The sequence below is a fragment of the Aliiroseovarius sp. YM-037 genome, assembly GCF_048060095.1.
GTDB lineage: Bacteria > Pseudomonadota > Alphaproteobacteria > Rhodobacterales > Rhodobacteraceae > JBLUOA01.
Genome location: NZ_JBLUOA010000001.1, coordinates 90,369 through 116,193, shown reverse-complemented (window position 1 = coordinate 116,193; position 25,825 = coordinate 90,369). Strand labels below are relative to the sequence as shown.

27 protein-coding genes and 1 tRNA gene are annotated in these 25,825 nt (G+C 60.3%); 18 read left to right on the top strand and 10 right to left on the bottom strand.

Features of this window, described 5'->3' with window-relative positions:
* Positions 1-30: 30 nt before the first annotated feature.
* The 4 genes from ACEWPJ_RS00580 to ACEWPJ_RS00565 all read left to right on the top strand — a co-directional run bounded on the left by ACEWPJ_RS00580 (position 31) and on the right by ACEWPJ_RS00565 (position 3,143).
* On the top strand, positions 31-981 hold the full coding sequence (locus ACEWPJ_RS00580; RefSeq protein ID WP_416510212.1) for a carbohydrate kinase family protein: 951 nt from the start codon (positions 31-33) through the stop codon (positions 979-981).
* On the top strand, positions 978-2,231 hold the full coding sequence (locus ACEWPJ_RS00575) for a class II D-tagatose-bisphosphate aldolase non-catalytic subunit (RefSeq protein ID WP_416510211.1): 1,254 nt from the start codon (positions 978-980) through the stop codon (positions 2,229-2,231). The genes ACEWPJ_RS00580 and ACEWPJ_RS00575 overlap by 4 nt, the downstream gene beginning before the upstream one ends.
* A gap of 92 nt (positions 2,232-2,323) precedes the next feature.
* Positions 2,324-2,881: a thioredoxin family protein gene (locus tag ACEWPJ_RS00570; RefSeq protein WP_416510210.1), complete on the top strand. Its 558-nt coding sequence runs from the start codon at positions 2,324-2,326 to the stop codon at positions 2,879-2,881.
* 16 nt (positions 2,882-2,897) lie between these two features.
* Positions 2,898-3,143 (top strand): helix-turn-helix transcriptional regulator, encoded by a 246-nt coding sequence (locus ACEWPJ_RS00565; RefSeq protein ID WP_416512975.1) that lies wholly within the window; start codon positions 2,898-2,900, stop codon positions 3,141-3,143.
* A gap of 94 nt (positions 3,144-3,237) precedes the next feature.
* On the opposite strand, the gene ACEWPJ_RS00560 is transcribed toward ACEWPJ_RS00565, so the two are convergent.
* The 4 genes from ACEWPJ_RS00560 to ACEWPJ_RS00545 all read right to left on the bottom strand — a co-directional run bounded on the left by ACEWPJ_RS00560 (position 3,238) and on the right by ACEWPJ_RS00545 (position 6,936).
* Positions 3,238-3,313: transfer RNA gene (locus ACEWPJ_RS00560), tRNA-Thr, on the bottom strand.
* Between the two features lie 68 nt (positions 3,314-3,381).
* Positions 3,382-4,920 (bottom strand): heme biosynthesis protein HemY, encoded by a 1,539-nt coding sequence (locus ACEWPJ_RS00555; RefSeq protein WP_416510209.1) that lies wholly within the window; start codon positions 4,918-4,920, stop codon positions 3,382-3,384.
* Positions 4,921-4,929: 9 nt separating this feature from the next.
* The gene (locus tag ACEWPJ_RS00550; protein ID WP_416510208.1) at positions 4,930-6,144 is read right to left on the bottom strand and encodes a COG4223 family protein; all 1,215 of its coding nucleotides are present in this window, start codon (positions 6,142-6,144) and stop codon (positions 4,930-4,932) included.
* A gap of 57 nt (positions 6,145-6,201) precedes the next feature.
* Positions 6,202-6,936 (bottom strand): uroporphyrinogen-III synthase, encoded by a 735-nt coding sequence (locus ACEWPJ_RS00545; RefSeq protein ID WP_416510207.1) that lies wholly within the window; start codon positions 6,934-6,936, stop codon positions 6,202-6,204.
* An 81-nt stretch (positions 6,937-7,017) separates the two neighbouring features.
* Between ACEWPJ_RS00545 and tsaD the strand changes: the two genes are divergently transcribed.
* From tsaD to ACEWPJ_RS00520, 5 genes are read left to right on the top strand one after another with little or no spacing between them, the layout of a single operon-like run.
* Positions 7,018-8,115: a tRNA (adenosine(37)-N6)-threonylcarbamoyltransferase complex transferase subunit TsaD gene (gene tsaD, locus ACEWPJ_RS00540; RefSeq protein ID WP_416510206.1), complete on the top strand. Its 1,098-nt coding sequence runs from the start codon at positions 7,018-7,020 to the stop codon at positions 8,113-8,115.
* On the top strand, positions 8,112-9,074 hold the full coding sequence (locus tag ACEWPJ_RS00535) for an NAD(P)H-dependent glycerol-3-phosphate dehydrogenase (RefSeq protein ID WP_416510205.1): 963 nt from the start codon (positions 8,112-8,114) through the stop codon (positions 9,072-9,074). Before tsaD ends, ACEWPJ_RS00535 begins: the two co-directional genes overlap by 4 nt.
* A gap of 2 nt (positions 9,075-9,076) precedes the next feature.
* Entirely contained in the window at positions 9,077-9,349 is a 273-nt protein-coding gene (locus ACEWPJ_RS00530; protein ID WP_416510204.1) for a YciI family protein, read from the top strand.
* Positions 9,349-9,768 (top strand): EVE domain-containing protein, encoded by a 420-nt coding sequence (locus tag ACEWPJ_RS00525; RefSeq protein ID WP_416510203.1) that lies wholly within the window; start codon positions 9,349-9,351, stop codon positions 9,766-9,768. Before ACEWPJ_RS00530 ends, ACEWPJ_RS00525 begins: the two co-directional genes overlap by 1 nt.
* Positions 9,769-9,822: 54 nt before the next feature.
* The gene (locus tag ACEWPJ_RS00520; RefSeq protein WP_416510202.1) at positions 9,823-10,206 is read left to right on the top strand and encodes a DUF1761 domain-containing protein; all 384 of its coding nucleotides are present in this window, start codon (positions 9,823-9,825) and stop codon (positions 10,204-10,206) included.
* Between the two features lie 247 nt (positions 10,207-10,453).
* On the opposite strand, the gene ACEWPJ_RS00515 is transcribed toward ACEWPJ_RS00520, so the two are convergent.
* Complete coding sequence (locus ACEWPJ_RS00515; protein WP_416510201.1) at positions 10,454-10,795, bottom strand: DUF2853 family protein; 342 nt, start codon at positions 10,793-10,795, stop codon at positions 10,454-10,456.
* Positions 10,796-11,471: 676 nt separating this feature from the next.
* On the opposite strand from ACEWPJ_RS00515, the gene ACEWPJ_RS00510 reads away from it, so the two are divergent.
* From ACEWPJ_RS00510 to ACEWPJ_RS00480, 7 genes are read left to right on the top strand one after another with little or no spacing between them, the layout of a single operon-like run.
* A complete protein-coding gene (locus ACEWPJ_RS00510) occupies positions 11,472-12,191 on the top strand; it encodes a GntR family transcriptional regulator (RefSeq protein ID WP_416510200.1) in 720 nt (239 codons plus the stop codon).
* Positions 12,192-12,226: 35 nt separating this feature from the next.
* A complete protein-coding gene (locus ACEWPJ_RS00505; RefSeq protein ID WP_416510199.1) occupies positions 12,227-13,819 on the top strand; it encodes an ABC transporter substrate-binding protein in 1,593 nt (530 codons plus the stop codon).
* A gap of 57 nt (positions 13,820-13,876) precedes the next feature.
* Complete coding sequence (locus tag ACEWPJ_RS00500) at positions 13,877-14,977, top strand: M24 family metallopeptidase (RefSeq protein WP_416510198.1); 1,101 nt, start codon at positions 13,877-13,879, stop codon at positions 14,975-14,977.
* The gene (locus tag ACEWPJ_RS00495; protein ID WP_416510197.1) at positions 14,977-15,984 is read left to right on the top strand and encodes an ABC transporter permease subunit; all 1,008 of its coding nucleotides are present in this window, start codon (positions 14,977-14,979) and stop codon (positions 15,982-15,984) included. Before ACEWPJ_RS00500 ends, ACEWPJ_RS00495 begins: the two co-directional genes overlap by 1 nt.
* Entirely contained in the window at positions 15,984-16,892 is a 909-nt protein-coding gene (locus ACEWPJ_RS00490; RefSeq protein WP_416510196.1) for an ABC transporter permease subunit, read from the top strand. The genes ACEWPJ_RS00495 and ACEWPJ_RS00490 overlap by 1 nt, the downstream gene beginning before the upstream one ends.
* A 1-nt stretch (position 16,893) precedes the next feature.
* Positions 16,894-17,871, top strand: coding sequence for an ABC transporter ATP-binding protein (locus ACEWPJ_RS00485; protein ID WP_416510195.1), 978 nt, complete (start codon positions 16,894-16,896; stop codon positions 17,869-17,871).
* Complete coding sequence (locus ACEWPJ_RS00480; protein WP_416510194.1) at positions 17,868-18,845, top strand: dipeptide ABC transporter ATP-binding protein; 978 nt, start codon at positions 17,868-17,870, stop codon at positions 18,843-18,845. The genes ACEWPJ_RS00485 and ACEWPJ_RS00480 overlap by 4 nt, the downstream gene beginning before the upstream one ends.
* On the opposite strand, the gene ACEWPJ_RS00475 is transcribed toward ACEWPJ_RS00480, so the two are convergent.
* Together ACEWPJ_RS00475 and ACEWPJ_RS00470 are read right to left on the bottom strand one after the other, a co-directional pair.
* The gene (locus tag ACEWPJ_RS00475) at positions 18,842-20,059 is read right to left on the bottom strand and encodes an NAD(P)/FAD-dependent oxidoreductase (RefSeq protein ID WP_416510193.1); all 1,218 of its coding nucleotides are present in this window, start codon (positions 20,057-20,059) and stop codon (positions 18,842-18,844) included. The genes ACEWPJ_RS00480 and ACEWPJ_RS00475 overlap by 4 nt on opposite strands.
* 86 nt (positions 20,060-20,145) lie before the next feature.
* Positions 20,146-20,745, bottom strand: coding sequence for an HD domain-containing protein (locus tag ACEWPJ_RS00470; RefSeq protein ID WP_416510192.1), 600 nt, complete (start codon positions 20,743-20,745; stop codon positions 20,146-20,148).
* A gap of 184 nt (positions 20,746-20,929) precedes the next feature.
* On the opposite strand from ACEWPJ_RS00470, the gene ACEWPJ_RS00465 reads away from it, so the two are divergent.
* Together ACEWPJ_RS00465 and ahcY are read left to right on the top strand one after the other, a co-directional pair.
* Positions 20,930-21,241, top strand: a complete 312-nt coding sequence (locus ACEWPJ_RS00465; RefSeq protein ID WP_416510191.1) for a hypothetical protein — start codon at positions 20,930-20,932, stop codon at positions 21,239-21,241.
* A gap of 80 nt (positions 21,242-21,321) precedes the next feature.
* A complete protein-coding gene (ahcY, locus tag ACEWPJ_RS00460; RefSeq protein ID WP_416510190.1) occupies positions 21,322-22,716 on the top strand; it encodes an adenosylhomocysteinase in 1,395 nt (464 codons plus the stop codon).
* A gap of 53 nt (positions 22,717-22,769) precedes the next feature.
* On the opposite strand, the gene speB is transcribed toward ahcY, so the two are convergent.
* Genes speB through ACEWPJ_RS00445 form a run of 3 tightly spaced genes read right to left on the bottom strand, consistent with a single transcriptional unit; the run spans position 22,770 to position 25,825 of the window.
* Complete coding sequence (gene speB / locus ACEWPJ_RS00455) at positions 22,770-23,741, bottom strand: agmatinase (RefSeq protein ID WP_416510189.1); 972 nt, start codon at positions 23,739-23,741, stop codon at positions 22,770-22,772.
* Between the two features lie 25 nt (positions 23,742-23,766).
* On the bottom strand, positions 23,767-24,480 hold the full coding sequence (locus tag ACEWPJ_RS00450; protein WP_416510188.1) for a type 1 glutamine amidotransferase: 714 nt from the start codon (positions 24,478-24,480) through the stop codon (positions 23,767-23,769).
* Between the two features lie 4 nt (positions 24,481-24,484).
* Positions 24,485-25,825, bottom strand: coding sequence for an NAD(P)/FAD-dependent oxidoreductase (locus tag ACEWPJ_RS00445; protein WP_416510187.1), 1,341 nt, complete (start codon positions 25,823-25,825; stop codon positions 24,485-24,487).

Here is a 25,825-nt window from a genome sequence, read left to right as displayed (position 1 = left end):
CTTTTGCACAGCCCTGCGAAGGATAAAAGGATGAGCACCCCCGTCATCGTGTCGATTGGCGAAATACTCGTGGAGTTCGTGTCGCACCGGATCGGCTGCGGCCTTGCCCAGATATCCGACTACTCCGGGCCATACCCCAGCGGCGCACCGGCGATATTCGTCGATCAGGCCGCACGAATGGGGGCCAGGACACAAATGATCGGCGGGGTAGGCGACGATGCCTTCGGGCAATCGGTCCTGACCCGGCTAAGCGCCGATGGCGTCGGAACACGCGGCGTGACCGTCAACCCAGACCGCGCCACGGGTGTCGCGTTCGTCTCCTATTACGCGGATGGCAATCGCGATTTTATCTTTCACCTCACGAATACGGCGTCGGATCATTTTTCAGTGCCCGAAGATCTTACCGACTCTGCCGACACATTCCTGCATGTCTCCGCCGCGTCCCTTGGCAATGCTGCGATGCGCGCGATGATCATGGCAACAGTGCGACGTGTCGCAAGCGCGGGCGGCAAGATCAGTTGCGATCCAAACGCCCGCCCCGAATTGATGCGGGACGATGCCGCGCGCGACGCTTTGTTTGAGACGATGGAGTGCAGCACATGCCTTCTGCCCAGCACAAGCGATCTGGAGTTTCTGTTCCCCGACTTATCCGAAGACGCCGCAATCGATCAGCTTTTGGCAGCCAAGGCCGAAGTCATCGCGATCAAACGCGGTGCTCAGGGCGCGACAGTTGTGGGGAATGGTGAACGGCACGATTTTTCGGGCCATAGCGTCGATGAAGTCGATCCCACCGGCGCCGGCGATTGCTTTGGCGGCACGTTTGTGTCGCTGCTGTCGCAAGGCGCATCGCTTCGTATGGCGGGTGAGATGGCGAATGCGGCGGGCGCAATTGCCGTGACGCGGCGCGGACCGATGGAGGGCAACTCAGGCCCGGACGAAATCGCCACCTTCCTCGAACACAACAGCGGAGGCGCCGCATGACTGTCGTGCAAGACCTGATCAATCGAAACCGCGCTGGCGAACCCGTCGGGCTTCCGTGTTTTTGCACGGCAAACGAACACGTCCTGCGGGCGGTGCTGTCCTACGCCAAACAAACCGGCTTTCCCACGGTGATCGAAGCGACCTGCAATCAGGTCAATCAAGACGGCGGTTATACCGGCATGACGGCAGCGGATTTCATGTCTTGGCTGCGCGGACTTGCTGATGACGCCGGCGTGCCAATGGATCAACTGATCCTCGGGGGCGATCATCTTGGCCCGAACCCATGGCGGGAAGAACCGGTCGAGATGGCGATGGAAAAGGCCCGCGCATTGGTCAAAAGCTACGTTCAGGCCGGGTTTCGCAAAATTCACCTCGACGCAAGTATGGCGTGCGGGGCAGAGCCGAACCCGACCTTTGTCCAGATCGCCGAACGCGCCGCTGATCTGTGCGCCGTGGCAGAGAAACATGCCCCGAACCCCGCCGACCTGATCTACATCATCGGGACCGAGGTTCCGATCCCCGGCGGCGAAACCGAAGAACCCGACGCGCTTGACGTAACCTCCGTCGACCGGTTTCGCGATACCATCGACACGCACCGCGCCGCGTTCAAGGCCCGTGGTCTGGACGATGCCTGGACGCGGATCGTTTCCGTCGTGACCCAGCCCGGCGTCGATTTCGGCCACACCTCAATCTATCCGTTTGTTCCTGAAAAAGCGCAGCCGCTCAGCGACGCTATTCTGAACGAGGCTGGCCTGACGTTCGAAGCACACTCAACAGATTATCAAGCGGCGGATGCGCTTGCCGCGCTTGTCGAAAAGCACTTTTTCTTCCTGAAGGTCGGCCCGGAACTGACGTTCCGATTCCGCGAAGCGGTTTGGGCCTTGGCAGAGATTGAAGACCAGATGGAGGTCGATGCGCCATCGCGGATACGCGAGGTCCTGGAAAGACAGATGACGGATAGACCCGAATACTGGAGGGATTATTATTCGGGATCTGAGGCCGACATATCCCGGCTACGCGTCTACAGCTACAGTGATCGCATTCGTTATTATTGGGCGGACCGAGAGGTCTCGACGGCGCTGGATAAGCTTCTGGCAAACCTGTCCCATATGGAAATACCTGAAACCATCGTCTCACAATCTTTCATGGGGTTGGAGTTTGGAGAGATTACCACAGATCCCGCCGAACTTCTCGAAGGCCACATCCATAAATGTGTCGCGCGATATTTCAGAGCTGCTGGAATGGCGTAATCCGAAACGTGGCGCGCGACCGGTCGGGTTTCCATCGCTAAGGTGGATATATAGACTTTGCCTGACACCGAAGCAGCAGAAGGACATCCCACATGGCCGCAACGCCGCCCGTATGCGAATTCGACTGGCCCGCTCCCGATTTCAGCCTTCCTGCTACGGACGGCCAAACCTATCGCTTCGGTGATGTTGCTGGCGAAAACGGAACGCTTCTGATGTTCATATGCAATCACTGCCCCTACGTGCTGGCGGTGTTGGACCGGATAGTAAGGGACGCGACCGACCTCAAAGCCTTGGGAATTGGCGTGGCGGCGATCTGTTCCAATGACGCGGATGCCTACCCTGCGGACAGCTTTGACAATATGAAGATATTGGCTGAAGAACGATCCTTCCCGTTCCCTTACCTGCATGACGAAGACCAAACCGTCGCCCGCGCTTACGGCGCCGCATGCACACCGGATTTCTTCGGATTCAACCGGGACCGCGGATTGCAATACCGGGGTCGGCTTGATGCCTCTCGGGCCGACGCGGGGCCATCGGACCTGCGCCGGGATTTATTCGAAGCGATGAAGCAGGTGGCAAGCACGGGTCGTGGTCCGGCAGAGCAAACCCCATCGATGGGCTGTTCGATAAAATGGAAAGCTACGGCTTAACCGCCAGCGGCTTGGTATTGTTCGATCTCAAAGCACTAGTGTTCGTGACCGACGCCAACCGGGACCCTCGGCCTATGTGAACCGCATCCGAATGGAATACGCCGCGATGCACTTCGGCTCCTCCGACACGCCCGTCGCCGACATCGCCGCCGACTGCGGAATCGAAAACCCAAGCCACTTCTACAAGCTGTTCCGAGAGCATTATGGAAACACACCCCGCCAATACCGTGTGCTGCACAGGGTGACTCCGGTTCAGCCGTAAGGGACTGGTCCGGCGCGTTCGGTGTTATTCAGAAAACGGCTGGCCGACCGCACGCTTGCCCTGATCAACCGTCGCTTGATGGAAATGTAGGAAGTGGTGCCGCTGAAGGGACTCGAACCCCCGACCCCATCATTACGAATGACGTGCTCTACCATCTGAGCTACAGCGGCGTTGTGGGCGGCTCTTTAGCAATCTTTTTTAATGAGCGTAAGCCCAAATTTTCGCGTTTTCGACCCCGTCAATCCGGCGCGACAGGGCGTTTGGCGGAGGACGTGTCGGCCTCCTCATCCAGCACAACGATTTCGGCGTCGGGCACGACGGGCTCAAACTCTTCCTCCGGTTCCGGCGCATCTTCCTCCACTACCTCGGCTGTGGCCTCGGGCAATGGCGGCGGGGCATCGGGTTTGCCGACAATCAGGGGCAGCATCTCGGTTCCGCCGGGCATGGCGACCTCATCGGACTGCGCCTCTTTCCAGGACAGCGTGTCAAAGCTGCTGCAATTGTCGCAGACCGGCGCCCATGATCCGTGGACGCGGTGGCAATTGTCGCAGACCCATTGCGGCCCGCGCGAGGCTGTCAGGGCACGGGTCAGCCAGCCACGCACCACGGCATCATCGGCGCCTTCGCCCCGTTCGATCGCCGCCATAATGGTCAACGACCGCGCGGTGGGGTCGGTTTCGTAGAGGTTGCCCAGCGCCTTGCGGGCGGCGGGGAAATCCTCTGCCGCGATGTTCAGTTCGGCGGTCAGCAGTTTCGTTTCGGGATGATCCGGCTGAATCTTCAGCAGCGGCCCAAACCGTTTGATCCGCGCCTCGGGCGTTTCATCAGGTTCTATCGCGGCGAAAGCGGCGGCAAGGTCCGGGTGCGGGGTGACGCCCCATGTCTTCTTGATGACCCGGATCGCGTAACGCGGTTTTCCCTGATCAATGTAGGATTGCGCGGCCAGCGTCGCGGCTGGCACCAGATCGGGCGACAGGCGGTTCGCCTCAATCGCCGCCTCACGCGCTTCGATGGTTTTGCCTTCTGCCAACACATCGCGCGCCTCGGACAGCGCCAGAACCGCATCACGGCGCTTATGAACATCGCGCGGCAAACTGCCGTGGCGCAACTTCGCGCCGAGCGTTTTGCGCGCCCCGGCCCAGTCTTCGTGGCTGGCTTGCAGTTTCAGCAGCGTATCCTGCGTTTCCTCGTGCTTCGGCTTTAGGGCAAACGCCTTTTCCGCCAGTTTCAGCGCGGTATCCGTATCCCCTTCGGACAGCTTTTGTTTCATCAAACCGCGCACGCCGACGAAACGGGTGCGGTCCTCGGTCAACAGGCGCTTGTAAACCTCACGCGCCTTGTTCCGGTCGCCGGTCATTTCGGCGGCCTGGGCGCTTAGCAGATTGGTCAGTTCCGGCCGGCGCAGATAGCGTTCGGCTTTGGCGGCCTTCGACATCGCCTGCCGCCCCTCGCCCGAGGCCAGCGCGAGCATTCCGTCGGCCAGTGCCTCATACCCTTTGCGTTCGCGGTTACGGTCGAAATAGCGCGACAATGCGGTTTCATCTCCGTTGAGGAACCGCAGGACCGCGACCAGCAAGCCTGCAATCTTGATAAGCAGCCAAACCGCCAGCAGCAGGATCACAGCCGCTATGGCCGCCTGTAGCGGGCCTAGCGTGAATTCCGTGTTGGCAATCGACACTCGCACGCCCGCGCCGCTTTCCATCAGCATTCCGGCCCCAAGGGCAAGCGCGGCGACAACCGCCACAAAGATCAGGATTTTAATCAAAGACCAAAGCATGAAATTTCCTTAGTTGCTGCTGAGCGTGTCAGTCAGCTCTGCCGCGGCGATAAGGGCCGCGTCCCGTGTTTTTGCGGCGTCGATCCAATCGGCCATTTCGGCGCGGCTGACCTCTTGCAGCGTTTCGACTTCGGCCAAAGCCGTTTCCAGTTGCCCGTCGCGCAGGGCCGCTTCGGCCCGCGACAGCACGGCATCAGCATCCGCCCCTTCGCGCGGCGACAAGGATCTCGCACCAAGCTGCGATTGCAAAAACGCCCCGATCCGCGAGGTGGAGCCATCAAGGACTCCGGCCTCTGCCTCCGCCTCAATCGCGGCGCGGGCAGCGTCGGGGAAGGATCGCTGTAGATCGGCGAGGGTCGGCACGCCGCTATCGGCATTGGCCGCCAGAACCTCTGGGATGTCCACATTGACCGAGGCGCGAACATCTTCAAGCGCATCGGCAAATGATCCGCCGGTCGTCAGCGCGGAATGCACACGGCTCATCGCGGCGCGGGCGGTGGCGGCGTTGGCTGTGCCTTCGGCGCTCGCAATCTGTGCGGTCGCGCTTTCAGATATTCCTTCGATCTGGGCGCGTTGTTCTTCCAACGCGGCGCGCATCGCTTCCAACTCCCGCTCATAGGCGGCAAGGGCCGCGCTTCCGGCGGCACCTTCGCTGATCGGCCGCTTTTCGACTTCGTTCAAACGCTCCTCAAACCCCTGCAATCGGGTGCTGAGTGTTTCGACCTTCTCTGTCGTTTCAGAGCGGAGCGTTTCCAACGTCTGCTGCACATCGGCGAATCCGGCATCGACGGAGCTTGAGTCTGACGCGGCTTCAACCGCCAAGGTCAGCGCGTCGATCTGTTCGGCCTGTTCATCGACAGCGGCTTGAAGTGTGGCGGTTTCGTCGCCCTGCCCTGCCCCGAACGGCCATTCATCCGACAGATATTGCGACACGCCAAACCCTGCACCAGCCGCGACAACACCGCCGAGCAGTAGCGGAAAGAACCCGCCCTTCCGCTCAACCACGACCGGCGGCGGCGCATCAGCGGTGGTCTGAGTGTCCGCGTCGACCGGGTTCGAGTCCTCGGCGACCTCTTCTGTCGGCTCGGCGGTGGCTTCGGTCTCCTCCACCTTTTCCGGCTCAGCTTTTGCGTCATCCGGCGTCTCGACCGAAGTTTCTTTTTCTACTTCCGTCGGTTTGGTGTCTGTCTTTTTCTTGGCGTCGGATTTCTTCGAACTGGCCACAGAACTCGCCCTTCCTTCTTCAATGCGCCTGTCGGTCGGCGCGGTCTTGTCGTCAGACTAGCCCGCTCCCCCGCGGTCCTCAACAGCCCACCAAGCGTCTATGAGTCGCGCCAGCATGTCCAGCATCTCGTTCACATCAGGGCTTTGGCACACCGCGATATCATCCCCAAACTCTCCGCCCAGCGCATCCGCGACCGCCGGGCTGAACACGACAATGCGCAAAGGTGCCGTGCATCCCGCGGCCCCTTCCCTGAATAGCGATGCGGTGCGCGGCGAAAAAAGGGGAAGAATCACAGGCTTGTCCCCACGCAAGACCGCCCGTGCGGCCTCGGTCAGCGGCTGGGCGATCTGGCGGTAGACGATCGCCTCGTCCGTTTTGACCCCGGCTTGGGTCAGCCGTTCGGCAAGCGCGCCCCGCGCGTGTTCGCCGCGCAGATGAAGCAGTGGCGGTGTTACGTGCTGTCGCAGAATCAGGTCGAACAGATGGTCCGCGTCGCCCTCCGCAGCGATTGCGTCGTAGCCAGCGGCGCGTGCGACCTCTGCCGTGCGGTCGCCTACGCAATAGGCCCGCATGGCGTTGCCCGCCGCAGCCGGACCCACCGCCGCAATCGCGTTTTCAGAGGTGAAGATGACACCGCCATATCCGGCCATCGAACCGGGATCACTTAGCGCTTCAATCCGTATCAGCGGCGATGTGACGATGTCGATCCGATCCCCGAACCGATCCTCGCAGAGCGCCGCGAACCGGGCTGCCTGACGCTCTGGCCGCGTGATCAAAAGGGTGTGGGTCATTGCGGCAGACCGCTCCTTGGGATTGTCTGGACCTGCTGCTGGTGTTACCTGCCGTTGACCCTCTTCGCAACTGGCGCGTCCATGACACAACCACTGACGATCCTCGGGCTAGAAAGCAGCTGCGATGACACTGCCGCCGCCGTCGTGCGCGATGACGGCGTGTCGGGGCCTGAAATACTGGCGTCTGTGGTGATGGGGCAAACCTCTCTCCACTCCGATTTCGGCGGTGTGGTGCCAGAGATTGCTGCCCGCGCCCATGCCGAGCGGCTCGACCTGTGTGTGGAACAGGCATTGATGCAATCGGCTCTAACACTGGCCGAAATGGACACGATTGCGGTGACGGCTGGCCCCGGATTGATCGGCGGCGTGATTTCTGGCGTCATGTGCGCGAAAGGGTTGGCCGCAGGCGCGGGCCTGCCGCTGGTCGGGGTGAACCACCTCGCGGGCCATGCGCTGACGCCGCGCCTGACCGATGGGTTGACCTACCCCTATCTGATGCTTCTGGTTTCCGGTGGGCACTGCCAGTTCCTGATCGTGCGCGGCTCGGATTCGTTCACGCGCCTTGGCGGAACCATCGACGACGCCCCGGGCGAAGCATTCGACAAAACCGCGAAACTGCTTGGCCTGGGTCAGCCCGGCGGGCCGGTCGTCGAACGCCACGCAAAGGCCGGTGATCCAAAACGGTTCCCACTGCCCCGCCCGCTGCTGGATCGACCCGGCTGCGATATGTCGTTCTCAGGCCTGAAGACCGCCCTGCTGCGCGCCCGCGATGCGCAGATCGCGGAACGTGGCGGGCTTGGGTCGACCGACCGCGATGATCTTTGCGCGTCGTTCCAAGCGGCGGTGGCGGAGGTTCTGACGGAAAAATCGCGCCGAGCGTTGGAGGTTTATTTGGCCGATAATCCGGCTGAACCGGCCTTCGCAGTGGCGGGCGGAGTAGCCGCGAATGGCATGATTCGGGGCGAATTAGAGACACTTTCGAAGGAAGTCGGTGTGCGTTTTACCGCCCCACCGCTTGATCTCTGCACCGACAACGCCGCGATGATCGCCTATGCAGGCATCGAACGGTTTCGCGATGGCGCGCGCGATGACATGACGCTGTCCGCCCGCCCCCGATGGCCGCTGGACAGGCAGCAACCGTCAATGCTTGGATCGGGCAAGAAAGGGGCTAAGGCATGAGCATTTCGATCCTCGGCGCAGGCGCGTTTGGCACCGGGCTTGCCATTTCGATGGCGAGAGGCGGCGCGGACGTAACGCTTTGGGCACGAAACAGGGACGCGGCTGAGGCGATTGAGCGATCCCGCCAGAACCCGAGGCTACCCGATGTCGATCTGCCCGCTGGGATCACCGTGACATCCGATCTTGCGCAAGCCGCAGCAAACGAAACCGTCCTGCTTTGCGTGCCAATGCAGCAATTGCACGGATTTCTGGCGGATCACCACGACCTGCTGGCCGAAAAATCGCTGGTGGCCTGCTGTAAGGGCGTCGATCTTGCGACCCTGACCGGCGCGACAGCGCTGATTGAATCGCTCATTCCCGGCGCGACCCCCGCCATCCTGACCGGGCCAAGCTTCGCCAGCGATATTGCCCGCGGGCTGCCGACAGCCCTGACGCTGGCCTGTGCCGACACCACGGTCGGCGCGACCCTGCAGGAGCAATTATCGACCCTAAACTTGCGGATTTACCGCACAACCGATACCGCCGGGGCAGAGCTTGGCGGTGCTCTCAAGAACGTCGTCGCGATTGCCTGCGGTGTGGCAATTGGCGCGAAACTTGGTGAAAGCGCGCGGGCGGCGGTGATGACGCGGGGTTATGCCGAAATGCAGCGACTTGCGCAGGATCGTGGGGCGCTGCCCGAAACGCTCGCCGGGTTGTCGGGGTTTGGTGATCTGACGCTGACTTGCACATCAGAACAGTCGCGCAACTATCGGTTTGGCCTTTCGCTGGGCCGCGGCGAAAGTTTCGACCCAGCAGTCACCGTTGAAGGGGCCGCGACCGCAAAAGCAGTCTCTAACTTGGCGAAAAAGCTGAATATCGACCTACCAATTGCCAATACTGTCACCGCGTTGATCGACGGGGAATTAACCGTTTCCGGGGCGGTTGAAACGCTCCTCTCCCGTCCGCTTAGAAAGGAATAGCCATGCGCGTCGCACTGATCACCAAGGACAAGCCCGACTCCCTTCAGGTTCGGATGGACACGCGGGAAAGCCATCTGGCCTACATCAAGGACACCGGCGTGGTCGAACAGGCCGGGCCGTTTCTTGATGAAAACGGTACGATGTGCGGATCACTTATCATTCTGAATGTTGATGATTTGGCCGCCGCCGAACGATGGGCGGAGAACGACCCCTATGCAAAAGCCGGTCTGTTTGCCAATGTGGTGGTGCAGGAATGGAAAAGGGTGATTGGCTAATGGCCTACTGGCTTTTCAAATCCGAACCCGGCACTTGGGGCTGGGACGATCAGGTCGCCAAGGGCGATGCTGGCGAAGAATGGGACGGCGTGCGCAACTATCAGGCGCGCAACAATATGCGAGAGATGAAGCTGGGCGATAAGGGTTTTTTCTATCACTCGCTGAAAGAGAAATCGATCGTGGGCGTGGTCGAGGTTTCTGCCGAAATTCACCCGGACAGCACGACCGACGATCCGCGCTGGGAATGCGTGGACATCAAGGCGGTTAAGCCGCTGAAAAAACCCGTCACGCTTGAGATGTGCAAGGCGGAGCCGAAGCTTGCGGATATGGTGCTCGTCAATAACTCCCGCTTGTCTGTGCAGCCGGTGTCGGATGACGAATGGGCGCTGATCTGCACAATGGGTGGTATAAAGCCCTAGGCGAACACCCAACATTTCGGCATACTTCCTCCCATAAACCAATGGGAGGACGACATGGGATTTCTCGCAGTCATCGTTGCAGCCATCGCTTCTTACGCGTTTGGCGCCGTTTGGTACATGGTTCTGGCAAAGCCTTGGATGGCCGCCGCTGGTATTACGGAAGAAGAAATAAACCGCAAAGACCCGACGCCGTTCATCGTCAGTTTCGTCGCGACCGTCGTTGTCGCCGGGATGATGCGGCACGTGTTCGCCCTTGCTGGGATTGACGGCGCGATGAAGGGGCTGGTGTCGGGTTTCGGCCTGGGCCTGTTTATCGTCACACCTTGGATCGCGACCAATTACGGCTTTTCCGGTCGGCCAAGGGCGCTGACACTGATCGATGGCGGCTATGCCACGATCGGATGCGCGATCATCGGTCTGGTTCTGGCGCTGTTCTGAAAATGCAGGAGGGTCCCGACCCCCCGAGACCCTCCACCACCCCACGTGCTCCCTTAGCACCACACGTGTTCAGTATTTTAAGGTCCGGGCCATCCTGGCCGTTCTCTGTAAGCTAGGGGAAAGTGCGGCGCGGTGCAATCAAAGCATACGGAAAAGTATATTAAAAACAGCGCACTATCGTTATTGCCCTGTTAACTAGAAACGCCCGCACAATGGCGGGCGTTTGGTGTTGGGATTGTGGGACGGGTCAGCTGTAAACAGACTCTTTCCCGAAATGCTTGGTCAGCATGTAATAGACGACCGCGCGATACTTGTTCCGCTCACTGCGGCCATAAGTGTCGAGCACGGCGTTGATCGCATCCATCAACTGCGGGCCGTCGCTGAGGCCCAGCTTTTTGATGAGGAAATTGTTTTTGACAGTCTCAAGTTCATCCGACTGCGTGGCAGCCACGGTCGAAGCGTCGGCGTTATAGATCGCCGGGCCGCAGCCGATCGTCACCTTTGTCAAAAGGTCCATATCGGGCGTCATGCCACACTTGCTTCTCAGATCGTCGGCGTACTGCGCGATAAGATCGTCTCTTTTACCCATAATAATACTCCCTGAAGGCTACGGGGAAAACGCCCCGCTGTGCCGGAGATTAAGGGCAAGTGTGCCAAGAACAAAGAAAAAGATTGGGGGAATTGGGCTGACGTTATCCCCGTTGACTTTCGGCTTCGGCCAGAGCGCACCGCGTTGGGTTTTCTGGGCGTGGTCGGGATGGGATGATTTTGGCAGCGAGCGTGGCGACGATTGAGCGCGGCTGGCGCTCGGTCGGTGGGTGCGGATTTGTCCCTGCAAGGGTAGTCGTGTTGGAACGCAACACACCAAAATTCCAGCCGCAGAGCGATTCCCGCAATGCCGATTTCAACCAGCGACACGTCGGCGACCGATATCCACACGCGTCACCAAATCCCCCAACGCGATGCGCGCCGCGATCACATGACGTGGGCAGGGCGTCAGTATTTATCACGAAATTCTAGACATTTACGTTGACTCTCCCAATCATCTCCACTCCGATAATGGGGTGAAATTCGGCGGGTCAAATAGGGGGCTTGCGTTTTTGTCGATTGTCTACAATCCTGCCCAAACCAATTTTCGGGGGGAAAATGGTAGAACGTAAGTTTTATCAAAACGTCATAATTTTCACAGCACACACCACCACAAACGCATGTCCAAAACAGCGCGGTGGCGGCTGTGATGTCAGCGCGGGGTCAGTGGCTTCGTGATGGCTGTCACCCTCGATCCGCTGGTGGATGAGACGCGGCGTGGCCAGATTGTGCGCCAGTTGCGGGGTCTGATCGTCAGCGGTGCGGTCCCTGCCGGGCAACGCCTGACTGAGCAAGGGCTTGCCGATCAGCTTGGTGTCAGCCGCGCACCATTGCGCGAAGCCATCGGAGAACTCGTCGATTGCGGCCTGTTGGTCAGCCAGCCCTATCGCGGGATTACGGTTCGGAATTTCACCCGCCGCGATCTGGAAGAGCTTTACTCCATGCGCACCGCACTTGAGAAATTCGCGTTCCGCACGTGCTGGGACAAGCGGACGCCCGAGGCGCTGAACGATCTGCGGAATCGCAATGAGGCCGTCCAATCGCACCCCTTGGACGGTGACTCGCCGCTGCACGGGATCGAATTGGAACTGGAACTGCATAGCTGGTGCTACGAACTTAGCGACCACACGCTGCTTCAGCAGGCATGGCGGCGGATCGTTCCGAATCTTCAATTCTACTTTGCGCTTAACGAACGGGCGCACCAGCCTGCCGGAATGCCGCAAAACCCGCATGATACGTATGTTGAGCTCGCCTGCGGCGACGACTTGAATGAAATGTTGGCCCATCTCGATACGCATTTGCGTCAGGGGCTTGCACGCACCCTCAGTTATATCGACACTGCATCGGATGCGACGAGCGAAGAATACGCGCAGGACGGCAAAGTCGCCAAACTGTAGCGGATAGACGAAGTAACCAACCAAGGGAGACTACAATGAAAATGAAATCATTACTTGCGACTGGGGCGACGCTGCTTGCCTTGGCTGCGGGCTCTGCATCGGCAAGCACGCTGGTGTATTGTTCCGAAGGGTCGCCGGAAGGGTTCGACCCCGCGCTTTATACGGCGGGCACGACGTTCGACGCGTCATCGCACCCGATCTACAATCGTCTGGTCGAATTCAAGACCGGCACGACCGAAGTGGTTCCGGGCCTTGCAGAAAGCTGGGAAGCATCCGATGACGGGCTGGAATACACCTTCACGCTTCGTCAGGGTGTAAAATTCCATTCGAATGACGGGTTCACGCCAAGCCGCGATTTCAACGCCGACGATGTGATCTTCAGCTTTGAACGTCAGCGGATGGAGGATCACCCCTATCACGAGGTGTCAGGCGGCACGTGGGAATACTTCGAAGGCATGTCTATGCCGGACCTGATCAAGTCGGTCGAAAAGGTCGATGACTACACGGTCAAGTTCACGCTGAACCGGCCCGAAGCGCCATTCGTGGCAAACCTCGCCATGGATTTCGCGTCAATCGTCTCTGCCGAATACGGTCAGGCGATGGCGGATGCGGGCACGCCCGAAATGCTGAACCAGGCGCCGGTCGGGACCGGGCCGTTCAGCTTTGTCGCCTACCAGAAAGACGCCGTGATCCGCTATGAGGCGAACGCCGATTACTGGGCCGGTCCGGCTGCGATCGACAACCTCGTGTTCGCGATCACGCCCGATGCGTCTGTGCGCTATCAAAAGCTGCAAGCAGGCGAATGTCACGTGATGCCCTATCCGAACCCCGCCGACATCGAGGCGATGAAAGCGGATGAGAACATCAACGTGATGGAGCAGGAAGGTCTGAACGTCGGCTACCTGGCCTACAACACGACCCAGGCGCCGTTCGACAATGCCAACGTCCGCAAGGCGCTGAACATGGCGATCGACAAGCAGGCGATCATTGACGTTGTCTTCCAGGGCTCTGGCCAGATCGCCAAGAACCCGATCCCGCCGACCATGTGGTCCTACAATGACGCGATCGAAGACGATCCGTATGATCCCGAGGCCGCAAAGGCGATGCTGGAAGCGGAAGGCGTGACCGATCTTTCCATGAAGATCTGGGCGATGCCGGTGCAGCGCCCCTATAACCCGAACGCCCGCCGCATGGCGGAACTGATCCAGGAGGATTTCTCCAAGATCGGCGTGACGGTCGAGATCGTGTCCTATGAATGGGGTGAATACCTGTCCCGTTCGCGCGAACTTGACCGCGACGGTGCGGTGCTTTTGGGGTGGACCGGTGACAACGGCGATCCCGACAACTTCCTTGCGGTTCTGCTTGGCTGTGACGGTCGGGAAAACTCCAACCGCGCGCAATGGTGCCATGAGCCGTTCGAAGAACTGATCCAGCAGGCAAAGACCGTAACGGATCAAGCAGAGCGGACCCGTCTTTACGAAGAGGCACAGGTCATCTTCAAAGAGCAGGCGCCGTGGGCGACGATTGCACACTCTGTCGTCTACATGCCGATGCGTCCCGAAGTTGAGGGCTACATCGTGCACCCGCTTGGCGGGCACATCTTCTATGGTGTCAGCTTGGCCGAATAAGGCCAACGCGTCCGGGGCCACACGGCCCCGGACATCCTATCCCGGAGCATTTCTTTTATGTCTGATCGCTACGCAGACGTTCGCAAGGTCGCCCGTGACCTCGACGTTGACGCAGTCGCCCTTGTCCCCGGCCCGAACTTTACCCGGTCGATGGGGCAATCTTTCATGAGCCACGAACGCCCTTTTGTCGTTGTGATCCCCGCCAAGGGCGATCCCGCCGCGATCGTCCCGAACCTTGAACTTGGATCGTGGGCGCAGGTGAATTTCGAAGGGGCCGTGTTCGACTGGCGCGATCAGGTCGGATACCAGCCAGCGTTCGACGCGCTGGCCAATCATATGCCGCTGAACTCCCTCGCGGTCGAAGGGCAGGTGATGCGGGTTTTCGTTCACCACGCTTTGAAGGCCGCCAACCCCGATCTGCGGATCGTCGATGGGGAGAAAGCAATCTCCGGCCTGCGCGCGATTAAGACCGATGACGACATCGCCGCGCTGCAAGCCGCGATTGATATTTCCGAACGTGCGTTGACGCGTGTGCTTGAAGGCGTGCGCGTCGGCCAGACCGAGACTGAGATTGAACAAACACTTGTGCAGGCGCTGTTTGCCGAAGGGGCGGATGACCTTGCCTTCGGCCCGATTGTTGCCGCCGGTGACGGATCGGCCCGGCCACACGCCCATGCCCGTGCTGACTATGCCGTAAAGGCTGGCGACGCGCTGCTGTTTGACTTTGGCGCGCGCAAGCACGGCTTTGCCGCCGACATCACCCGCACCGTCTTTGTCGGTCACGCCACCGACGAGGGGCAGGAGGTTTACGAAACCGTCCTTGCCGCCAACAAAGCAGGCCACGATACCGCCAAGCCCGGCGTGACCGCCCACGATATCGACGACGCCGTGACAAACGTGCTGGAAGCGTCCCGCTTTGCCGACCGTATCCGCACGAAAACCGGCCACGGATTAGGCCGAGAGGTGCACGAAGCGCCCTATATCATGCGCGGCAATCACGAAGTTATGCGGCAAGGCATGGTCTTTACCAATGAGCCTGGGCTATACGAGATTGATAATTTCGGCGTCCGGATCGAGGACGACGTGCTGATCACTGAGGATGGCTGCCGCTCGCTGACCTCATTCCCGAAAGACCTGACCATCGTGGGGTCCAACTGATGTTCAAATACCTATTGGCCCGGCTGGTCACGTTTCTGCCAACCTTTATCGGCGTCACGCTGATATCGTTTTCCTTCATCCGGCTGCTGCCCGGCGATCCGATTATCGTCATGGCCGGCGAACGCGGGATGAGCGAGGAGCGGTATGCAGCCCTGCAAAAAGAACTCGGCTTTGACGCGCCGCTATTGCAGCAATACTGGGAATACCTTGGCGGCGTCGTCCAAGGCGATCTTGGCCAAAGCTTTGTGACCAAGCGCCCCGTGTGGGACGAATTCTTCGCCCTGTTCCCCGCAACACTCGAACTTTCAATCTGCGCGATGATCCTTGCGGTGGCGCTGGGCCTTCCGGCAGGTGTGATCGCCGCGGTCAACCGGGGCAAGTTCTTTGACCGGGCGCTGATGTCCACCGCGCTTGTCGGGTATTCCATGCCGATCTTCTGGTGGGCGCTGCTGCTGATCATCATCTTCAGCGGCAATCTGGGCTGGACACCGGTGTCTGGCCGGATTGACCTTTTGTATTACTTTGAACCCGTCACGGGCTTTATGCTGATCGACAGCCTGCTGTCAGGGCAACAAGGAGCGTTCACCTCTGCGGTGCGTCACCTGATCCTACCAACAATTGTGCTTGGGACGATCCCGCTGGCCGTGATCGCGCGGCAAACCCGGTCGGCCATGCTTGAAGTCCTCAGCGAGGATTACATCCGCACCGCCCGCGCCAAGGGGCTGCCACCGATGCGGGTCAACGGCCTTCACGCTTTGCGCAACGCGCTGATCCCGGTCATCACGGTGATCGGCTTGTCGGTCGGCACGCTGCTTGCGGGCGCGATCCTGACCGAAACGATCTTTAGCTGGCCGGGCATCGGCAAATGGATGGTCGATAGCATCTTCCGCCGCGACTATCCGGTCGTGCAGGGCGGGCTGCTGCTGATCGCGGTCATGGTCATGGTCGTCAATCTGACCGTTGATGTTCTTTACGGTCTCATCAACCCGAAAATCAGGAAACGCTGATGGATCAGGCATTGTCAGAAGAAGTCATCGAACAGGTTGAAGAACGCCCCGGCCGCCTGAAAGAGTTCTGGTATTACTTCCGCGAAAACCGTGGCGCGGTGATGGGCCTGTGGGTGTTCGGGATTTTCGTCCTGATCGCAGCGGGTGCCGATATCCTCGCGCCCTATGATCCGACCCAGCAGTTCCGAACCAGCACGCTGGTCCCGCCGTTCTGGCAAGAGGGCGGATCGACCGACTTCCTTCTGGGGACCGACCCACTGGGCCGCGACATGCTCTCGCGCTTGCTGCATGGGGCGCGGTATTCCTTCTTTGTCGGGATCGTCGTTGTGACGGTCGCCGCGTTTGGCGGCATCCTGATCGGCCTGATCGCGGGCTTTGCGCCGAAATGGGTCGATACGATCATTATGCGGGTGATGGACATCATCCTCGCCTTCCCGTCGCTGCTGCTGGCGCTGGTGCTGGTCGCAATCCTTGGCCCATCGCTGACAAATGCGATGATCGCCATCGCGATTGTCTTGCAGCCGCATTACGTCCGCCTGACCCGCGCATCGGTGCTGGGCGAACGCGGCAAGGATTATGTAACCTCCGCCCGCGTCGCCGGGGCCGGGTATTTCCGCCTGATGTTCGTGACGGTCCTTCCCAACTGCCTTGCGCCGATCATCGTGCAGGCGGCGCTGTCGTTTTCGACCGCGATCCTTGACGCGGCGGCGCTGGGCTTCCTTGGCATGGGGGCGCAGCCGCCCACGCCGGAATGGGGCACGATGCTGGCCGAAGCGCGCGAGTTCATCCTACGCGCGTGGTGGGTCGTGACCTTCCCCGGTCTTGCGATCCTTGTCACGGTGCTTGCGATCAACCTGATGGGTGACGGCCTGCGCGACGCCCTTGATCCCAAATTGAAGAGGAGCTGACATGTCACTTCTGGACATCCGCAACCTCTCAGTCGATTTCACGACGTCCTCGGGCAGCTTCCGGGCGGTGGACGGAGTCGATATCTCGGTCAACAAGGGCGACATTCTGGCGATTGTCGGCGAAAGTGGATCGGGGAAATCAGTCTCTATGCTGGCGATGATGGGTCTGCTTCCGTGGACCGCGACGATCACCGCCGATGTGATGGAGTTTGATGGCAAAGACCTAAAGAACGTGTCGGGCAAGGCCCGCCGCCGTTTGATCGGCAAAGACATGGCGATGATCTTTCAGGAACCGATGTCGTCGCTGAACCCTTGCTTTACCGTTGGCTTCCAGATCAAGGAAGCGTTGCGCCTGCACCTTGGCCTTGACCGGAACGAACGCCAGACCCGCGCGATTGAACTGCTTGAACAAGTCGGGATTCCATCGCCGGAAAAGCGGCTGAACGTGTTTCCGCACCAGCTGTCGGGCGGGATGAACCAGCGCGTGATGATCGCGATGGCGATTGCCTGCAAGCCACGCCTGCTGATCGCGGATGAACCGACCACCGCGCTGGACGTGACGATTCAGGCGCAGATCCTCGATCTATTGGCCGGATTGCAGGACGATACGGGCATGGGCCTTATCCTGATTACCCACGATATGGGTGTCGTTGCCGAGACCGCCGAACGGGTCAGCGTGCAATACGCGGGCCAAAAGGTCGAAGAACAGCCCGTCGCGGACCTGTTCGCAACGCCGCACCACCCCTACACCGCGGCGCTGCTGGCCGCCTTGCCAGAACGCGCGACCGAACGGCATTTGCCGACGATCAAGGGCGTCGTGCCGGGGCAGTTTGACCGCCCGGACGGGTGCCTGTTTTCGCCGCGCTGCGCCTTTGCGGATGACACCTGCCGCAAGGTGCCACCCCCTGTCCAACCAGACGCAATCGGCTGCGCGCGGTGCCACTATCCCCTGTCGGCAGAGACGAAGGAAACAGCATGAACAAGCCCGTCGTCGTCGCCAAGGAACTGTCCCGCCACTACGAAGTGAAGGGTGCGCTGTTTGGCCCCCCGCAGATCGTGCGTGCGCTGTCCGAGGCAAGCTTTTCGCTGACCCCCGGCCAAACGCTCGCCGTGGTGGGGGAGTCGGGCTGCGGGAAATCGACCCTCGCTCGCCTTATTACGCTGATCGAACCCCCCACCGCCGGCTCGCTTGAGATTGACGGAAAACCCGCCGACCCCGACAACTGGGCCGGGTTGCGGTCTTCGGTTCAGATCGTGTTCCAGGACCCCTACGGATCGCTGAACCCCCGCCAGCGGGTCGGCGCGATTCTGGAAGAACCGCTGAAAATCAATCGCCCGAATATGTCCGCGAAAGACCGCACCGCCAAGGCGCGCGAGATGCTGTCGCTTGTTGGGTTGCGCAAGGAGCATTTCGACCGCTACCCGCATATGTTCTCGGGCGGGCAACGTCAGCGGATCGCGGTTGCCCGCGCGCTGATGTTGGAGCCGAAAGTGCTGGTTCTGGATGAACCGGTTTCGGCGCTTGACCTGTCGATCCAAAGCCAGATCCTGAACCTGCTGGTCGATCTGCAAGATAAACTCGGGCTGGCCTATCTGTTCATCAGCCACGACCTCTCCGTCGTCAAACACATGGCCGACGATCTGATCGTGATGTATCTGGGCCGCCCGGTTGAGATTGGCACAAAGGAAGAAATCTTCAAAAACCCGCGCCATCCCTATACCCGCGCACTGCTGTCTGCGACGCCGACCGCTGACCCGACTTCAGCGAAAAAGCGCATCAAGCTTGAGGGTGAATTGCCGTCTCCGCTGAACATGCCAAGCGGCTGCGCCTTCGCGCCGCGCTGCTGGAAAGTCCGCGATCGCTGCCGCGAGGAACGCCCTCTGCTGGAAGGGGAACCGCACCCGGCGGCATGTTTCTACGCTGACGTGGACGACCCCGACCCGGTCGCCTAGATCACGGCGCGTTCGCGCAGCGGGTTGCCTGCCGCGACCCGATCAAACCCAAGCGGGCTAAGGTCCAGCGTGCGGTATTCGCCGTAGGTGATCCATTCCGACAGCCCGCGCCCCATGGCCGGGGCCTGCTGAAATCCGTGGCCGGAAAACCCATTCACAAACAAGAAGTTACGCAAGTTCGAATGCGGCCCGACAATCGCGTTCTGATCGAGCGTGTTGTAGGCGTAATGGCCAACCCACGAATTAACCACCTTCACCGCCTCAAACTGCGGAATCCGCGTAGCAATTGCGGGCCATGCCTTTTGTTCCCAAATCGTAAAGTCTTCGGCGAAGTCGTCCGGCTCCACCGCCGGGTCGTCGTCAGGCGCACACCCGACCATGTAATAGGTGCCGTCCGTGCGGATATGAACGCCCGACGGATCAACGGTCAGCGGCAGGTCTTGGCCAAGCGGTTTTGCCGCGTCGATGACGAAAGTATAGCGCTTGCGCGGCTCAACGGGCAGGTGCAGCCCCGCCATTGCGGCGGTCTTCGCCGCGCGGGGGCCAGAGGCGTTGACGACGGTTCCGCAGGTGATGACCTCCCCCGATTTCAAGGTGACGCTATCGACGCCTGTTCCCGCAGGGTTGGTGGTTATCCCGACAACCTCATTCGTGACCGTTTCAACGCCACGTTCCCGCGCTGACCTCCGCCACCAGTCAAAGACGGTTCCGCCGTCAAAATACCCCTCATCCACCGGGTTGTGAGCGCCAAGAATGATGTCATCGAGGTCATAGAACGGATAGGCGGCGGCGATTTTGTCCGGCGTCAACAACTGCGTTCCGGCCCCGCAAGCGGATTGCACCGCATGGGCGGCGCGCAAGGCGTCGGCCGCCTCTGGCGTGTCGGCCAGATACATATAGCCGAAAGCGTGCACCGGGATGTCGGGCACACGCCCATCATTCCCCATGAAGGCGCGAAAATTCGTCACAAACTCAGCGCAGAATTGCGAAATTCGGACGTTGATCGATTCTGAGAATTGCTGCCGCATGCAGCTATTCGTATGGGCGGTGGAAGACGTTTCGAAGCTCGGGTCACGCTCAACCACAAGAACGGAGCCGTTGAAATCCGGGTTGTCCGACAGGAACCAAGCGACCGACGCGCCCATCATCGCGCCGCCGATAATCACGACGTCATAGCTGTTGCGGTTCGGTGTGCCTGAAAGGGGGGTGGTCATTCTGCGAACGCTCTTCGTGTGGTGGATGCTTTGGCAACATCTGACAGACGAAACCGGCGGTTTGCAACATCTGTGAACGCACGGCGCTAACCCATTTCGCGCATCAACGCGGCGTGCCTGTCGGTGTAGCCTTTCCGCACCTCGGTCGGGGGCCTAAGGCGGATCGACAGCCCTTTAACAACCTCAGGCGGAGGGCGTCCGAAAAACTTGTTCGCCTCGCTCACCGTGAAGCCCGCGATCTGTGTCGCCTCTAACCAGGCAGAAATCTTATCGGCCCGCTTGATCCGCTTTTTGACCGCAACGGGCGTTGCGGCGGGCAGCCCGAACCGCAGGTGAATCGCCGCCGTCAATCGGTCATCAAGCGCCTTGTAACCTGGCCCGACCGCCGCCTTGACGGGCGAAATCATATCCCCGATCACATATTCCGGCGCATCGTGCAAAAGCGCCGCCAAACGCCACTTTACGGGTGCATTAGGGTCGATTTTTACAAAAATCTCCTCCACCAACAACGAATGTTCGGCAACCGAATAGGCGTAATCCCCGACCGTCTGACCATTCCAGCGCGCAACAAACGCCAGCCCATGCGCAATATCGTCGATCTCGATGTCAAACGGCGTCGGATCCAGCAGATCAAGCCTGCGGCCGGACAACATGCGTTGCCATGCGCGGAGGGGTTTGGGCGGCATCGTCACCTCGGTTCTGTCAGGGGCGCCAGCACGGCGTTTCGCCCAGTAAGAACACAGACGCACGCGGTTGTGTAGGGATGTGCATCGCAGCTGCCCCAGAAACGCCCAATATCTGAAGTATCAAGACACGATCTGAACGCTGGCCTTGCCAGACCGGTAGGGCCCCAACTGACAGGAGCTGACCATGTTCAAACGTCTGATCTCTGCCGCGCTGATCTTCGGTGCGGCTGCCCTTGCCCCGCCCGCCCAAGCACAAAATCGCGCGCTTTGCATGAACCGCGACTCGCTTATCGATACTCTCGAAGGGCGCTATAGCGAAGCGCTGACCGGGGGCGGCCTGCAAAACGCCGGCCAACTGCTCGAAGTCTGGAGCTCTGCCGACACCGGCAGCTTTACGGTTTTCATCACATATCCCAACGGGATGAGCTGTATCATGGCCTCGGGCGAGAATTGGCACAACGTGGCCACACAGGCGTCGGGTGGCGTCGCTGGCTAGGTTTTCCCATTCATACGTTGCCCGCATCGTTCCCCGGTGGTATCTGCCCCGCGACAGATACCTCTTGAGGAGCCGCCCCAATGGCCAAAGACTATATCGTGAAAGACATCGATCTTGCGGATTTTGGCCGCAAGGAACTGGACATCGCCGAAACGGAAATGCCGGGCCTGATGGCGTTGCGCGCCGAATACGGTGATTCAAAACCGCTGAAAGGCGCGCGGATCGCTGGGTCGCTCCACATGACGATCCAGACCGCCGTGCTGATCGAAACGCTGGTGGCGCTGGGTGCCGATGTGCGCTGGGCGTCTTGCAACATCTTCTCCACCCAAGATCACGCGGCGGCGGCAATTGCGGCGGGCGGCACTCCGGTCTTCGCGATCAAGGGCGAAACACTGGAAGAATACTGGGACTACGCCGACAAAATCTTCATGTTTGAAGAAGGCACGGCGAACATGATCCTCGACGATGGCGGCGACGCCACGATGTATATCCTGCTGGGCGCACGCGTTGAAGCTGGCGAAACCGGGTTGCTCGATGTTCCCACGTCCGAGGAAGAGGTCGCACTGTTCGCGCAGATCAAGAAACGCCTCGCCGAAAGCCCCGGCTGGTTCACCAAACAACGCGATGCAATCAAGGGCGTGTCCGAGGAAACCACGACGGGCGTTCATCGCCTGTATGATCTGGTCAAGAAAGACATGCTGCCTTTCCCTGCGATCAACGTGAACGACTCTGTCACCAAGTCGAAATTCGACAACAAATACGGCTGCCGGGAATCGCTGGTCGACGGCATCCGTCGCGCGACCGATACGATGATGGCTGGCAAGGTTGCCGTGGTCTGCGGATACGGCGATGTCGGCAAAGGCTCTGCCGCGTCGCTTCGTGGTGCCGGCGCCCGCGTCAAAGTCACCGAAATCGACCCTATCTGTGCGCTACAGGCCGCTATGGACGGGTTCGAAGTTGTCCGGCTTGAGGATGTAATCGGCACCGCCGACCTTTTCATCACCACCACCGGCAACAAGGACGTGATCCGCATCGAGCACATGCGCGAGATGAAGGATATGGCGATCGTCGGCAATATCGGCCATTTCGACAACGAAATTCAGGTTGCCGCGCTGAAGAACCACAAGTGGACGAACATCAAGGAACAGGTCGACATGATCGAAATGCCGAACGGCAATCGGTTGATCCTGCTGTCCGAAGGGCGTCTGCTGAACCTTGGCAATGCGACGGGGCACCCGTCATTTGTGATGTCGGCCTCTTTCACCAACCAAGTGCTCGCGCAGATTGAGCTTTGGACCAAGGGCGACGAATATAAGAACGACGTCTACATCCTGCCAAAGCATCTGGATGAGAAGGTCGCGCGCCTGCATCTGGATCGGATCGGAGTGCGGCTAAGCTCGCTGGACAAAGAACAGGCCGATTACATCGGCGTATCCGTGGATGGCCCGTTCAAGCCGGAACATTACCGCTACTAAATTGGCGGCAAGTTAATTGGAAAGGGCGGCATCAGGCCGCCCTTTTGTGTTTGTTAGAGCCTTCCAACGGTCTTTCGCTGGGCACCCTTCGCCTCTGCCAGCAGGCACAACCAGTCATGCGCAACGGTGGCAGCGGCAATCGCCGTAATCTCCGAATGGTCGTAGGAGGGGGAGACTTCGACCACATCCATCCCGATCAGGTTCATGCCGCCCAGCCCCCGGATCAGTTCAAGCGCCTGCCAACTTGCTAGACCGCCGGGAACCGGGGTGCCAGTGCCGGGGGCATAGGCCGGGTCCAGCCCGTCAACGTCGAAAGATATATAAAGCGGCGCGTCACCCGCGCGGTCGCGGATCACCTCAAGCGCCGCGTCGATGCCGCTTCGATGCACCCACGGCGCGGTCAGGATTTCAAAGCCGTGATCGCTGTCGTTGAAGGTTCTAAGGCCGATTTGGGTCGATTTGGACACGTCGACAACGCCTTCGGCGGCGGCGCGGGCGAACATTGTGCCGTGGTCAAGCTTGCGGCCGTCATCTTCCCACGTATCGCAATGCGCATCGAACTGAAGCAGCGCGACAGGCCCGTGTTTCTTGGCATGGGCCTTCAGCAACGGGTAGGCGACGAAATGATCCCCGCCCAGCGTCAGCATCTTCGTGTCGGTTGCGAGGATCGCATCGGCGTGTTCCTCAATCGCGCCGGGGATCGTTTCGGGGTGGTGCGGGTCAAGGAAGCAATCGCCGTAGTCGACCACCGAAAGCGTGTCGAAAGGGTTAAAGCCAAACGGAAAGGCATCGAGCTCAGCCAACAGCGTCGACCCCGCCCGGATCGCCCGCGGCCCCAGCCGACAGCCAGAGCGGTTGGTGACCGAACTGTCGTAAGGCACGCCGCTAACGGCGACATCGACGCCGTCGAGATCCCGCGAATACTGGCGCCGCAGGAAGCTGAGCGCGCCGCCATAAGTCATCTCTTGCCACCGTCCCATCGGATCGCCGGAGCGGAATGCAAAATCGCCCTTCTTGTCTGACATAGTCTCTATCCTTGCCAAAAATGCGTCAAAGCATGTCGAGGTGGTCGTTCAAAAGTTCCGCCAGCCAACCGCGATTGTCGGGGCGGGCCATGTTCGCTTTGCCGGTTTCAACATCCTCATCGCTCAGGACGGTGCCGCGCCGCAACTCCAGCAAGTCGGCGGTGTAGTCCCCCGCGAATTCCGGGTGGCCCTGCACGGTCAGCGCAAAGCCCGGATACCAAAGAGCGGCGTTTTCGCAGAAGTCCGATTGCGCAATCCGCTCCGCCCCTTTGGGAAGCGCCGTCACCTGATCCTGATGATAGGCTTGGATCGCGATTTTCTCAGGCGGCGCACCCAGCACATTAGGCCAGTTCACCGGCGCATACTGGTGAACGCCAAGCCCCCAACCCTTGTCAGACTTCACGACGGTCCCGCCCAGCGCCTGCGCGATGATCTGGTGGCCGAAACAGATACCGACCATCTTTTTCCCGGCGTCACGGGCGCTGCGAATGAATACCTCAAGCGGGGGAATCCAGTCATGCGCCTCATACGCGCCGAATTTCGACCCGGTGATAACCCATAGGTCGCACATCTCGGCAGACTCCGGGAACTCTCCGTCGAGCACGGCGTAGCTTTGGAACTCCGCCTCAAGCGGGGACAGCCAGTCAGCCACCATTCCAGGGTAGTCGCCGTAATGGATCAGCTCCTCCGGCGGGCGTCCGGTTTCGAGTATTCCGACCTTCAGGGGGCGCTTTGTCATGGTCTTATCCTCTGTCCTGCCATTCATACCAACGATGGGCGAGCGGCAATAGGCTCCGCCGCCAGCGGCCAAGTTCAAACTTTTTCGGGGGTGCGGCCATCAGATCGGGCAGGGGGCGTTTCGGGTTTTCCACCCCCGCCGCCAGATCCGCCATCAGCGCGCCGGCATAGGTGCCCATCGCAACGCCGTTGCCGTGATAGGCAAAGGCCGTGAAGGCGTTTGGCCAATCCCCAAGGGGGCCGACATAGGGCGTCAACCCGCGCGACAGACACAGAAGACCGGTCCAGAAATGCGGTGTTTCGACCTGCGCCCAGGCGGGGAACATAGTCTCGAACTCTGCCCGAAGTATACGTTTTGTCGCCTCAAATGCCTTGGGTGAGGCTTTCGTCGCGCCCCGCATCCCGAACAGCATCCGCCGGTTCGGCATCAGCCGGAAGTAATGCAGCAGATGCCGTGTGTCGTAGCACATCTGATGTGTCGTCCAGCCCTGCGCGGCCAGCTCATCATCGGTCAATTCCCGCGTCACGAGGATGCTTGATTGCACCGGCAGATAGCGACCCGCCATCCAAGGCGGCACGTCATCGCTGCTATAGCCGTTCGTGGCGAGCAAAAGGTGCTTTGCGGTGACGATGCCGGTCGGCGTGGAGAGGCGATAACAGCCGTTTGACTGCTTAATCGACGTGACAGGCGTGTTTCCGAATATAAGGGCGCCTTCACGCTCCGCAGCGGCGGCGAGGCCCAGTGCGTATTTCCGCGGGTTGAGGGCAAATCCGATCGGCGTCGTCACTGCGCCATGAAATCCAGCGCCGCCCATCCCGTGATCAACAAGGTCGTCCCCCGCAATCAACTTGGGTTCGACGCCATAGGCCGTGCGGACGCGCTCTGCCTCATCCTTCAGGACATCGACGGAACGGTCGGTATGCGCCAATAGCGTTTCGCCGTCGGAGTGGCGATCCGCGTCGATTCCGTATTGGTCCAGCAGCCCGTCGACCATATCGACAGCGCCGCGCATCGCGCCGTGAAACGCGTCGATCTTCTGCTGCCCAAACCGCGCCTTTAGCGTCCCGGTATCCGCCGCCGCCCCGCCGAGGCAACAGAACCCGCCGTTCCGCCCTGACGCGCCCCAGCCCGGCTGTTTCGCATCAAGAACCTTCACCGATGCGCCGTGGTCGCGAGCGAGGTGAAGCGCTGCCGACAGCCCCGTATAGCCAGAGCCGATAACGGCAAAATCGGTCTCTAAATCACCTGAAACTGCGCTCCATTCGCGATCTTCAACAGTCGTGCGCCAATAGCTTCCGGCGTCGCTGTCATCTGCGTAGGCAAGCGGTTCGTAAAGGCGTTGCAT

Bases quoted from the DNA above. Each gene is read 5' to 3' on its own strand.
- ACEWPJ_RS00545 (WP_416510207.1), bottom strand. From the start codon at position 6,936: ATGACCCACACCCTTTTGATCACGCGGCCAGAGCGTCAGGCAGCCCGG.
- ACEWPJ_RS00505 (WP_416510199.1), top strand. From the start codon at position 12,227: ATGAAAATGAAATCATTACTTGCGACTGGGGCGACGCTGCTTGCCTTG.
- speB (WP_416510189.1), bottom strand. From the start codon at position 23,741: ATGTCAGACAAGAAGGGCGATTTTGCATTCCGCTCCGGCGATCCGATG.
- ACEWPJ_RS00535 (WP_416510205.1), top strand. From the start codon at position 8,112: ATGAGCATTTCGATCCTCGGCGCAGGCGCGTTTGGCACCGGGCTTGCC.
- ACEWPJ_RS00530 (WP_416510204.1), top strand. From the start codon at position 9,077: ATGCGCGTCGCACTGATCACCAAGGACAAGCCCGACTCCCTTCAGGTT.
- ACEWPJ_RS00450 (WP_416510188.1), bottom strand. From the start codon at position 24,480: ATGACAAAGCGCCCCCTGAAGGTCGGAATACTCGAAACCGGACGCCCG.
- ACEWPJ_RS00495 (WP_416510197.1), top strand. From the start codon at position 14,977: ATGTTCAAATACCTATTGGCCCGGCTGGTCACGTTTCTGCCAACCTTT.
- ACEWPJ_RS00500 (WP_416510198.1), top strand. From the start codon at position 13,877: ATGTCTGATCGCTACGCAGACGTTCGCAAGGTCGCCCGTGACCTCGAC.
- ACEWPJ_RS00555 (WP_416510209.1), bottom strand. From the start codon at position 4,920: ATGCTTTGGTCTTTGATTAAAATCCTGATCTTTGTGGCGGTTGTCGCC.
- ACEWPJ_RS00485 (WP_416510195.1), top strand. From the start codon at position 16,894: ATGTCACTTCTGGACATCCGCAACCTCTCAGTCGATTTCACGACGTCC.
- ACEWPJ_RS00520 (WP_416510202.1), top strand. From the start codon at position 9,823: ATGGGATTTCTCGCAGTCATCGTTGCAGCCATCGCTTCTTACGCGTTT.
- ACEWPJ_RS00510 (WP_416510200.1), top strand. From the start codon at position 11,472: ATGGCTGTCACCCTCGATCCGCTGGTGGATGAGACGCGGCGTGGCCAG.
- ACEWPJ_RS00480 (WP_416510194.1), top strand. From the start codon at position 17,868: ATGAACAAGCCCGTCGTCGTCGCCAAGGAACTGTCCCGCCACTACGAA.
- ACEWPJ_RS00445 (WP_416510187.1), bottom strand. From the start codon at position 25,825: ATGCAACGCCTTTACGAACCGCTTGCCTACGCAGATGACAGCGACGCC.
- ACEWPJ_RS00570 (WP_416510210.1), top strand. From the start codon at position 2,324: ATGGCCGCAACGCCGCCCGTATGCGAATTCGACTGGCCCGCTCCCGAT.
- ACEWPJ_RS00515 (WP_416510201.1), bottom strand. From the start codon at position 10,795: ATGGGTAAAAGAGACGATCTTATCGCGCAGTACGCCGACGATCTGAGA.
- ACEWPJ_RS00470 (WP_416510192.1), bottom strand. From the start codon at position 20,745: ATGCCGCCCAAACCCCTCCGCGCATGGCAACGCATGTTGTCCGGCCGC.
- tsaD (WP_416510206.1), top strand. From the start codon at position 7,018: ATGACACAACCACTGACGATCCTCGGGCTAGAAAGCAGCTGCGATGAC.
- ACEWPJ_RS00580 (WP_416510212.1), top strand. From the start codon at position 31: ATGAGCACCCCCGTCATCGTGTCGATTGGCGAAATACTCGTGGAGTTC.
- ACEWPJ_RS00525 (WP_416510203.1), top strand. From the start codon at position 9,349: ATGGCCTACTGGCTTTTCAAATCCGAACCCGGCACTTGGGGCTGGGAC.
- ACEWPJ_RS00465 (WP_416510191.1), top strand. From the start codon at position 20,930: ATGTTCAAACGTCTGATCTCTGCCGCGCTGATCTTCGGTGCGGCTGCC.
- ACEWPJ_RS00490 (WP_416510196.1), top strand. From the start codon at position 15,984: ATGGATCAGGCATTGTCAGAAGAAGTCATCGAACAGGTTGAAGAACGC.
- ahcY (WP_416510190.1), top strand. From the start codon at position 21,322: ATGGCCAAAGACTATATCGTGAAAGACATCGATCTTGCGGATTTTGGC.
- ACEWPJ_RS00475 (WP_416510193.1), bottom strand. From the start codon at position 20,059: ATGACCACCCCCCTTTCAGGCACACCGAACCGCAACAGCTATGACGTC.
- ACEWPJ_RS00575 (WP_416510211.1), top strand. From the start codon at position 978: ATGACTGTCGTGCAAGACCTGATCAATCGAAACCGCGCTGGCGAACCC.